The sequence below is a fragment of the Microcystis sp. Msp_OC_L_20101000_S702 genome, from assembly GCF_007095705.1.
GTDB classification, from domain to species: Bacteria; Cyanobacteriota; Cyanobacteriia; order Cyanobacteriales; family Microcystaceae; genus Microcystis; species Microcystis ichthyoblabe_A.
On record NZ_SFBO01000167.1, the window covers coordinates 1 to 9950 of the forward strand.

Below are 9950 nucleotides of genomic sequence, written 5' to 3' on the forward strand. Positions count from 1 at the left end.
GGGAATCAACAATAAACTTAAACTAATAAAACGGAGAGGCTATGGCTTTAGAAACTTTCGGAATTTTTGGGTTAGAAGTATGTTGTCTTGGCATCTTGTCTGTTGATTTAGCATAAAGGATAACGAAGAGCCTATAAAGGAGGTTATGGCAGTTACAGCCTTTCTCAGAAAGATGAGGTTAGTTATTGTTGCTAAAATACTTGATGAGTAAGGATTAGTCTGTACTTCATCTTTAGGAGAAAGAATGAGAAATTTTCTACTTACCCGGTGATTGCTGTGGGGAGGGAAAAGTTAGAGGCAATCGGGGCAAAATGATAAGTATTTTATATACAAACACCTTCAATACTTAAAAATATTTCAATTTACAATTAGTAATATTTATTTTTACTCAAGAATTTATTGAGAATAATTTCTATTTATTTACGAGGTGGCAATACTTCCAGCGATTCTGGTATAATTTCGCATTATGCTATGGTGGAGTTTTCTGTGTTTTTTTGAAGTTCTCAAGTTCTAGCTTGCCTTGAAACCATTGCTAAATCTAGACTTTCCCTTTTAGCCAAACCAAACACTTTCGCCAATTATCCCTTTTTTCCCTAACAACGTTGATCTAATTTTTATGTAGTTTTGTTGCAAAGTCAAAATTTTTTTGACAAAATGCCCAAATTGTGGTAGGGACGAAATGACGGGATTTAGCATCATCTCTAGCTCCAGTGTTTCCTAAAACCAGAAACCTCGTACCTCACCCTTAAGATAACTGCTAAGTAGGGTTTGCTGAAAAAGACCTAGGATGGGGTCAGGCAGAAGACAGGAGTTTAAGGCTTTGTTGCTCCCCTTTTTTTTACCAGTTTGCGTACCACAAAAAGGATAATGCAAGGTTTTTGAAGGTCTCAATCCTATTTTTTAGCACTAATATCGGATTTTAAAAGGTCAAAAGCCTTATTTTAAAAGGGTTATACCATTATCTAGCAAGCCCTAATTACTATAGCGTTTCCTAAGCTAGTGAGGTACACCTATTTTCTTCCCTTTTGCCTTTTGCCTAAAACCCATAACTTTTGTACCTCAGCAGACTGAAAAACGCTATATCATAATATTTCTTCTCAAAAAAAGAGGAGAAAAAAGCAAGTTCTGCCTTTCTCTCCTCCAGTCTAGCGATTAATTACATTGGAACAGTAGCCAGTAATCTTGAACTACTATTCACCGCTTTAGTAAGCACCGTTATTTTTGGGAAAAACCACAACACCGATAGTTCTGAAGATTACCCAGATATCGGTTAACCAGTTACGCGAATTAACGTAATACACATCCATCTGCACCCGCATGGGATAGGGGATGTCATTACGTCCAGAAACTTGCCATAAACCAGTTAAACCGGGGCGAATAGTTAAGACCTTGTCGATGCGATTGCCATATTTCTGCAATTCTTCGGGAACTAAAGGCCGCGGACCGACGACGCTCATATCTCCTCGCAGGACGTTCCAGAATTGGGGAAACTCGTCCAAACTGGTTAAGCGGAGAAACTTGCCAATCCAAGTTATGCGGGGATCGTCCTTGAGCTTGAAATTATCCTCGAATTCCGCCCGCAGTTGGGGGGAGTCTTCCATCAGTCTCTCTAACACCTTATCCGCGTCCATTACCATAGTACGGAACTTGATACAGTTGAAATGCTGGAAGTTTTGACCGACGCGCTTCTGCATATAGAAGACCGGACCGGGGGAACTAATCGCGATCAATAAGGCTAAGATCAAATAAAGCGGCGAAAAGAAAATTAGAACCGATAGGGAGAAAACGATATCGAATAATCGTTTTGAGGTATCGCCGTCTAAAGCTATTAACCAAGATTTTTGATGCCGTCTACCAGAGACCGAAGGTTTGAACCCTCGCTTCATCAAAGCTTGTAGAGCCTTGACGGAGATAAGTTGGCTATTAGCAGTCATCTTACTCCTTCACATCACACACACCACACAGTACCCATGATAAAGCCACAAGACTGAAAAAACAAGTCTTCGGGTCAATAACTGGCACGGGCCATTCTAGAGCCTTTGTACTAAAAAATCTCTAATTAGGGTTTACCGAAAAAGTTTCTTGGTGGAGTCAGCAGTCGGCAGTCAGCAGTCAGGAGATTATTTTTATTTATTCTCCCTTCTCCCCACTCCCTGCTCCCCTATGCCTTTCAAACAGGATTTAGTATTGTAGGACGCTTTTGAATCAGCAAAAATTAATTATGCAAGAGGTTTAATAAAAAAAAGAGCATCGGCAAATGATACCCTTTGTGGCTGAATATCTAAGTAGTTACAGATTTGATCCTAAGGATTAAGTATGCTGTTGTCCGCGCTCGTCTGCTGAGTCCATTCGGAACTCGGCGTGAGCTTTTGTCGAACGCTGAGCTCCTGGCCGAAGCCCGAATTTTGGCTCCCGAAAACGAAAACTTTAGACTTCATCATTTAAGATAAATCCCCTACTTAGGCGATGGGTTGTTTCATACTACTTAGTTCTCGAATGCCTAACCAACCGATCAAACTATAGCAAATCGATAGCAACATGCTTTGATTACCAATTCTTAACCACTGTTTCAAAGCCTCCAAGTTAGCTTGGCTTTCTGCCTGTTTTCGCCGCTCTTGCAGCTGAGTTTGTAGCTGATTTTTGATCTCATCTAATTTCTGTTTAAATTCCCTCGGGCTTTTGGATAAATCGCGTAAATTAGTTAATTGCTCTCTTTGTTGGCGAAGGGTTTGTAACTGTTCTGTGCTGATCGGTTGTCCTTGGAAACGACCAGTTTCAATCACTTGAGTTCTCTGAGAGATCTGCTGTTCTAATAGTTGGGGATTTTGCGATAGAGTATTTAACTGGGCTAAGAAAGCCTGAATTTGTCCCTCCCCTTGATCAACACCCTGTTCAATTTGAGTCAAAGCGTCGTTTTTAATCTGGTTGATATTATTGATATGAACAGGAATCATCAACAGAAAAACTAAGCCTAACACTGTGGAAAGAATAAAGATCGGCCAACGCAATTCAAAGTGGTATTTCCTAGTAGTGAAATTTTTATTGTTATCGTCAATCCAGTAAGCGATTAAAACGAGAACGATACCCAGAAGAGGAACAATTCCTCGATCGACAAAGGTGGTGACGAACCCTACCTGCCATTGGGATTGACTGAATTGATAGGGCAGTGGCAGGATAAACGCATCCAAAAGGAAGGAAAGAATGAAAACCAATCCCGTTAATTTCAGGGACAAAGAAGTAAAACTGTTCATCGCTGTTTCTGTAATGGTATGTCAATGAATAGATTCATTAGTCTGTTTAAAAGTTCTCGCTGGGGGTTCCCAGAAGGATTTTGCCGAGAGGCAATCTGACAAACTGCAATTTCTAATTAACTTTTGCTCAACCTCCCGCTAAACCCTACGCTAAATCGTTCTGCTTGTCAACCTCTTTCGAGAATCGACTCTAGAAATATTACCTCAATATGGCATCGGTAAACCTATCCCTGTCAAAGAATAAAATTTTCCCAAGCTCTCAGACTGGGTTTTCCCCATATCTCTTCCCTAAGACAGAGACTGTCAAAGAATAAAATTTTCCCAAGCTCTCAGATGAGTCCTCAATGGTTAGCCTATAGTAAAGACAGCCCCCCTGAGTTGATAACAAAACCCATGCAGAAATTGGTGGAAGTTTTAGCTGATAAACAAGCTCTGATCGCAAAATCTCTGGCGCTGGTTCTGGAAAAAATCACAACCAGCCTCGACCAACAGGACTATTTTACCATCGCTCTGTCCGGCGGTAGTACCCCGAAACCTCTCTACGAAGCTTTATCCTCTCAACCCCTCGACTGGTCAAAAATTCACGTTTTCTGGGGAGATGAGCGCTACGTTAGTCCCGATCATCCCGACAGTAATCAACGCATGGCCCGATTAGCATGGCTCGATCGCATACCGATCCCGGCCGCTAATATTCATCCTATGCCCACGGATGACCCCGATCCCCACCTGGCTGCCCAAAAATACGATGATCATCTCCGCCAATGGTTTGGGGTCAATTCTCCCGATTTTCCCGTTTTTGACCTGATTTTATTGGGAATGGGCGATGATGGTCACACTGCCTCTCTCTTTCCCCACACGGCAGCTTTAACGGTGAGCGATCGCTGTATCACCGTCGGCGAGAAAGACGGCAATCCCCGCTTAACTTTTACCGTTCCCCTGATCAATCAGGCCCGTTGTGTGATCTTTATCGCTGCCGGCGAAAGTAAACGCCCCGCTCTACATGAGATTTTCTCTGCCTATGGTGACTCTTTCTCCTATCCTTCCCGTCTCATCCACCCCCCGGCCGGGGAATTATATTGGTTACTCGATGCGGCCGCTGGTTCCTCTTTTGTCTAGAGAATAGGGGAATAGGGGAATAGGGAAATGGGGGAATTCAACTAAAACCCCAACACCCCAACACCCCAACACCCCAACACCCCAACACCCTAAAACCCCAAAACCCCAACACCCCAACCCCTAATCTGCTTTTTTACTTTTTACTTTTTACTTTTTACTTTTTCCTTAAAAATGATCGTTTGTCCTAATTGCGAACATACTAACCCCGATGAGGCCAGTCAATGCGAGGCCTGTTACACTCCCTTGCCGCGGATGTCTTCCTGTCCTAGTTGTGGGGCAACCATCCAAACTGATGCCACCTTTTGTGGTCAGTGTGGCTACAATTTACAGCCTAATTCTGCCCCCATGGTAGCAGCCGAGGCCGAATCGGAACCTGAACCTGAACCCGTCCCACCGGTCCCTACAGCCACCGGCGCCTCGATCGCACCTCCTCCTGTTGCCCCCCCACCGGTTCCGGCCGCCACCCGCTTGCAGACGGAAATGGCCAGTCTCCAGCACCTACAAACCGATAGCAAAATTGAATTACCCCTACATCTATCGGTAATTCATATCGGCAAACCTAACGATCGCATTCCCCCCGATATCGATGTTTCCGGTTTTCCCGATTCTGACATCGTCTCCCGGGTTCATGGCGATATCCGCGTCGAAGGGGGCATCTATTACCTTGAAGACACGGGCAGCGCCAACGGAACCTACGTTAATCACAATCCCCTACCCTCCGGCAATCGTCATCGTCTTCGGGCAGGCGATCGCATTTCCCTCGGTAAAGGGGACAAAATGACTTTTATTTTCCAAATGTCTTAAAAGAGGTTAGAGGTTAGGGATTTAGGGTGATAGGGAAATTTCAGCTAAATTTCCCATTTCCCCACTTCCCCACTTCCCCACTTCCCCATTTCCCCACTGAGAATTATGCGTACAAATTGGCGAATTGGCTCTTTATTGGGCATTCCTCTCTATATTGATTCCTCGTGGTTTTTGATTCTGGCTTTTGTCACCTTGATCAATGCCACCGATGCAGAAATTCAGTCTCTGGCCGCCCATAGTGCTGTTTTAGCGTGGTTACTTGGTTTAATCATCGCTTTATTGCTGTTTATCTCGGTTTTACTCCACGAATTAGGTCATAGTTTCATGGCTCGCTCCCAAGGCATCCAGGTCAATTCCATTACCCTGTTTCTCTTTGGGGGTATGGCCTCGATCGAGCGAGAATCTCGGACTCCTCCCGAGGCCCTGCAAGTAGCGATCGCTGGACCCCTCGTCAGTTTTCTCCTGTTTTGTCTCCTCTCCCTAGCCAGTCACTTACCCTATTTAAACGCCAATTTAACCTATATATGCGGGCATTTAGCGATAATTAACCTGTTTTTGGCTCTATTTAATCTTATCCCCGGTTTACCCCTCGATGGGGGTCAAATTTTCAAAGCAATGGTCTGGCAAGCGACTGGCGATCGCTGGAAAGGGTTACATTGGGCTGCGATCAGTGGTCAATTAATCGGTTGGTTGGGGATTATTTTGGGGATTTTCTTGGTTATCTTGACGGCAGATGTGGGGGGTGCCTGGTTAGGATTAATGGGCTGGTTTATCCTCAGAAATGCCCGCGCCTACGATAATTTAACTAATTTACAGGAAAGTCTCCTCAATTTCACAGCGGGAGAGGTGATGAGCAGACATTTGCGGGTTTTAAACGCCCATCAAACCCTAGAGGAATTCGCCCAAGAATACGTTTTAGACCGAGCGGCTGCCAATACTGCTTATTTTGCCGCTTCCGAGGGACGTTATCGGGGATTAATTCGGGTGGCAGATTTACAGGCGATCGAGCGCAGTTTATGGTCAGAAAAACAACTGCTTGATATTGCCCATCCCCTCACGGAAATTGCCACTGTTGAGGAAAAAACCCCCTTAGTGACAGTGGTGCAGAAATTGGAAACCATCCAGGACCCCATGCTCACGGTGTTAACACCGGCCTCCGCCGTAGCGGGAGTAATCGATCGCGGCGATATCCTCAAGGCAATTGCGATTAAATACCAAATTCCCCTAGAGGAAACGGATATTGAACGCGCTCGCGAGGGAGTTTACCCCAGTTATTTGCCCTTAAATGTCATTGCTGCCGCTCTTGACAAGAGTGAACGGCCAAAAATCGGCGAACCGTCCTTAATGTCCTGACCTAGAGAGGATGGAAGATAATAATCTTGAATATGGCTAATCCGAAAATTTCCTCGCTGGTTAACCTGCCACAATTTCCCCGTTTCCACATCTAAACAACTTAACCAGCCTTGGCCGTAGGCCCAAGTATCAATACAAATGGCATGGCCGAGATTAATCGGTTTCCCGCTTTTTTGGCTGGTATGGCCGCAAATCATGGTTTTTCCCGAACTATGGGCGGCGGGATATTGAAATTTCTCCCAAAAGAGCTTGTATTCTGGTTGTCTGGCTAGGGGTAGATGGGGATCGAGACTAGCGTGAACAAATAAATGATTTGCAGTTTCGTAGCTATTTATACAGACTTTTCCTAAAAAATCCCAGTGGGATTCGGGAATTTTAATCAGGTGGCCTTCGCTATAGGATTTTAGAGTAGCTTTACCGCCTTTTTCTAACCAGAGACGCTGTTTAAGGGGGTTGTTACGGGCTTGCAGCATGATAATCTCGTGATTACCCTTGAGGGGAATCAAATTTCCCTGTTTATGTAGGGAAATCAGGCGATCGATCACCCCTTTCGAGTCTCTGCCCTTATTAACGTAATCACCGAGGGTGATTAAAGTATCTTGCGGTTTGGGGTTGACGATCTCTAGTAAGTGATCTAGAGCTTTCGAGCAACCATGAATATCGCCGATCGCTAAGGTTCGCATGAGGATTTGGTAGGGGATTAGGGCATAGGTAGGGTTTGCGGCAAAAAGTTTTTCGTGGGGGCAGGGTGTGGGGTGTGGGGTGTAGGGTGTAGGGTTTTACCGATTTTGAGGTGGTCAGTTACCTAATTTTCAGGGAAAAAGTCCAGGAATTTTACCCCCGATCCCTCCAATGGTAGGCACTTTTTGAGGTCAAAAAAGTCTAAAAGCCTTATCAAACAAAGTTTTTAGATTTATTCAGCAAACCCTAGGTACAGGTAAAAGTATTAAAGAAATCTGTTCACGACAGACAGCGATTATCGGTGATCTTGCTTAGGGTAACAAAAAGGCTTACAGTAAAATGTACCATAAATTATCAAATCTACTAAATTAATTAAGCTGTGCCGAAAGTTGTTATTGCAGGTAACTGGAAAATGCACAAAACCCAGAGAGAAGCTTTGGAGTTTTTGCAAGATTTTAAATCCCATCTAGATGAAACCCCCGACGACCGAGAAGTGGTTCTTTGCGCGCCTTTCACAGCTTTAGCTGTCCTCTCTAAAACCCTCCACGGCGGTCGTATTCGCTTGGGGGCGCAAAATGTCCACTGGGAAAAATCGGGGGCTTATACGGGCGAAATCTCGGCGGATATGTTAACCGAAATTGGGGTTCACTATGTGGTTATCGGTCACAGTGAACGCCGGCAATATTTCGGCGAAACCGATGAAACCGTCAATTTAAGGGTTATATCTGCCCAAAAACAAGGTTTAATCCCGATTATCTGTGTGGGAGAAAGTAAAGCCCAAAGAGATGCTGGAGAAACGGAAAAGGTAATTATCAAGCAAATTCAAGGGGGTTTAGTCAATGTTGACCAAAAAAACCTCGTTATCGCCTACGAACCCATCTGGGCGATTGGCACGGGGGAAACCTGCGAAAGCGAGGAAGCGAACCGCGTTATCGGTTTGATTCGACAACAATTAGACAATCCCGACGTAACCATTCAGTACGGTGGTTCGGTAAAACCCGATAATATCGATGAAATTATGGCTCAATCGCAGATAAACGGGGCTTTAGTCGGTGGGGCGAGTCTAGACCCGACCGTATTCGCTAGGATTGTTAATTATCGTTAATTGATTTCTGCTGCCATGACGCTATTTTCCAAAACCCCGATGCCTTCTATTTCCACCCGAACCTTATCCCCCACCTGCAGCGGTCCGATTCCTTCGGGAGTTCCCGTTAAAATCACATCCCCCGGCAGCAGGGTCATCACTTGAGAGATATAAGCCACCAAGACATCGGGGGGAAAGACCATATCACTCAGATAACTGCTTTGTTTGGGTTCGCTGCCATCATTGAGAAAAGTGGTTAATTGCGCCCCGATACTCAGTTCCCGGACAATCCAGGGGCCGAGGGGACAAAAACTGTCAAATCCTTTCGCCCGCGTCCATTGGCTATCTTTTTTCTGTAAATCCCTAGCGGTGACATCGTTAGCAATAGTATAACCCCAGATTTTGCTTCTGGCTTGGGCTGTCGTGCAGTTTTTGGCGGTTTCTCCGATAATTAATGCTAATTCTCCCTCATAATCTACTCTTTCCGATTGGGGCGGATAAAAAATTGTTTCACCGTCGGCGATAATTGTCGTCGGTGGCTTGAGAAATAAAAGCGGTTCTTCCGGTACAGGTGTTCCCATCTCGGCGGCGTGGGCGCGGTAATTTTTGCCCACGGCAATAATTTTCGACGGGAAACAGGGGGCTAATAGTTGGTAGCTATCAGGTTCTAATTCTAGCTTGGTTAGTTGCCCTCCTTGCCAGGGAGGGGCATCAAAGACAGCAACGCTACGGTTTAGCTGTAACAGTCCGTAGAAGATTTGTCCTTGACGATGTTTCACTCGTACATAGCGTTGCGCCATATTTTTCTGGGAATGACTAGCGATCGACTCTCGGATAGTAGTATGATCATATATCCTTGCTTCTTTATTAAAAGCTAGAGAGTTATGAAAATCAATTAACTCCTGGCCTTGACAAAGAAGCCTTCTAGTCCATAAGGATTCTGAGATGAGCAATAACTACGAAACTCTTTACATTCTCCGTCCCGATTTAGGGGAAGAAGTCGTTCAGCAACAAGTGGAACGTTATCGGACTCTGATTACCGAACACAGCGCCACAGACATTCAAGTTAAGGTGTGGGGTAAAAAACGTCTGGCCTATCCCATCAAAAAACTCAATGATGGTGTCTATGTGCAGATGAATTATCAGGCCAGCGGCAAACAAGTCGCCCCCATGGAACGGGCCATGCGTTTAAGTGATGAGGTTATTCGTTATTTAACCCTAAAACTCGATCGCGTGATGCCCCCCCCTGCCGATTTATCTCCCTTAACGGAAATTCCCCCCTCTCCTATCACCGAAGCGGTGGTGGAAGAGGACGGCATCTCCGCTGAAGATTAATTATATAGCGTTCCCTAAGCTAGTGAGGTACACCTGTTTTTCTTCCCCTTTGCCTTTTGCCTCTTGCCTTTTGCCTTTTGCATAAAACCCATAACTTTTGTACCTCAGCAGACTGAAAAACGCTATAGTCACAACTGTGTCGGATCAATGCCCAATTCGCGTAATCGGGCAAAAGCGCGGTCGCGTTCTTGTTGTGCTTGGTTGCGCTCTTGTTGTGCTTGGTTGCGTTCCTCAAAGAGGGTTTCAGGGTCTTTAAATCGTTCCCCATTGGGATAAAAGACCTCTAAACCCTCTTCAAACATCTCAAACCGAATTCCTAGGATTGG

At 44.9% G+C, this 9950-nt stretch carries 10 protein-coding genes and 1 pseudogene; 6 read left to right on the plus strand and 5 right to left on the minus strand.

Annotated elements, in window-relative coordinates:
- On the plus strand, window positions 1-106 hold a 106-nt coding region (locus tag EWV60_RS17870), incomplete at its 5' end, for a transposase (RefSeq protein WP_287233821.1).
- 1096 nt (window positions 107-1202) lie between these two features.
- Here the strand turns inward: EWV60_RS17870 and EWV60_RS17875 are convergent.
- Window positions 1203-1934, minus strand: coding sequence for an undecaprenyl-phosphate galactose phosphotransferase family protein (locus tag EWV60_RS17875; RefSeq protein ID WP_002752714.1), 732 nt, complete (start codon window positions 1932-1934; stop codon window positions 1203-1205).
- Between the two features lie 525 nt (window positions 1935-2459).
- Window positions 2460-3251: an HpsJ family protein gene (locus EWV60_RS17880; protein ID WP_002752716.1), complete on the minus strand. Its 792-nt coding sequence runs from the start codon at window positions 3249-3251 to the stop codon at window positions 2460-2462.
- Window positions 3252-3644: 393 nt separating this feature from the next.
- Here EWV60_RS17880 and pgl point away from each other — a divergent pair, with 393 nt between their 5' ends.
- From pgl to EWV60_RS17895, 3 genes are all read left to right on the plus strand, one after another.
- Window positions 3645-4367, plus strand: a complete 723-nt coding sequence (gene pgl, locus EWV60_RS17885) for a 6-phosphogluconolactonase (RefSeq protein WP_002747601.1) — start codon at window positions 3645-3647, stop codon at window positions 4365-4367.
- Window positions 4368-4538: 171 nt separating this feature from the next.
- Window positions 4539-5171: a double zinc ribbon and FHA domain-containing protein gene (locus tag EWV60_RS17890; protein ID WP_287233815.1), complete on the plus strand. Its 633-nt coding sequence runs from the start codon at window positions 4539-4541 to the stop codon at window positions 5169-5171.
- A 105-nt stretch (window positions 5172-5276) separates the two neighbouring features.
- Window positions 5277-6524 (plus strand): site-2 protease family protein, encoded by a 1248-nt coding sequence (locus EWV60_RS17895; protein WP_287233817.1) that lies wholly within the window; start codon window positions 5277-5279, stop codon window positions 6522-6524.
- Here EWV60_RS17895 and EWV60_RS17900 read toward each other — a convergent pair.
- Window positions 6443-7207: a metallophosphoesterase family protein gene (locus tag EWV60_RS17900; protein ID WP_287233818.1), complete on the minus strand. Its 765-nt coding sequence runs from the start codon at window positions 7205-7207 to the stop codon at window positions 6443-6445. The genes EWV60_RS17895 and EWV60_RS17900 overlap by 82 nt on opposite strands.
- Before the next feature lie 377 nt (window positions 7208-7584).
- Between EWV60_RS17900 and tpiA the strand changes: the two genes are divergently transcribed.
- The gene (tpiA, locus tag EWV60_RS17905) at window positions 7585-8310 is read left to right on the plus strand and encodes a triose-phosphate isomerase (protein ID WP_016515627.1); all 726 of its coding nucleotides are present in this window, start codon (window positions 7585-7587) and stop codon (window positions 8308-8310) included.
- Here the strand turns inward: tpiA and EWV60_RS17910 are convergent.
- Entirely contained in the window at window positions 8307-9089 is a 783-nt protein-coding gene (locus EWV60_RS17910) for a fumarylacetoacetate hydrolase family protein (protein WP_002732202.1), read from the minus strand. The genes tpiA and EWV60_RS17910 overlap by 4 nt on opposite strands.
- Window positions 9090-9234: 145 nt before the next feature.
- Here EWV60_RS17910 and rpsF point away from each other — a divergent pair, with 145 nt between their 5' ends.
- Window positions 9235-9624: a 30S ribosomal protein S6 gene (gene rpsF / locus EWV60_RS17915; protein WP_287233819.1), complete on the plus strand. Its 390-nt coding sequence runs from the start codon at window positions 9235-9237 to the stop codon at window positions 9622-9624.
- A gap of 128 nt (window positions 9625-9752) precedes the next feature.
- Here rpsF and EWV60_RS17920 read toward each other — a convergent pair.
- A pseudogene (locus EWV60_RS17920) lies at window positions 9753-9950 on the minus strand (Uma2 family endonuclease); the annotation flags it as partial.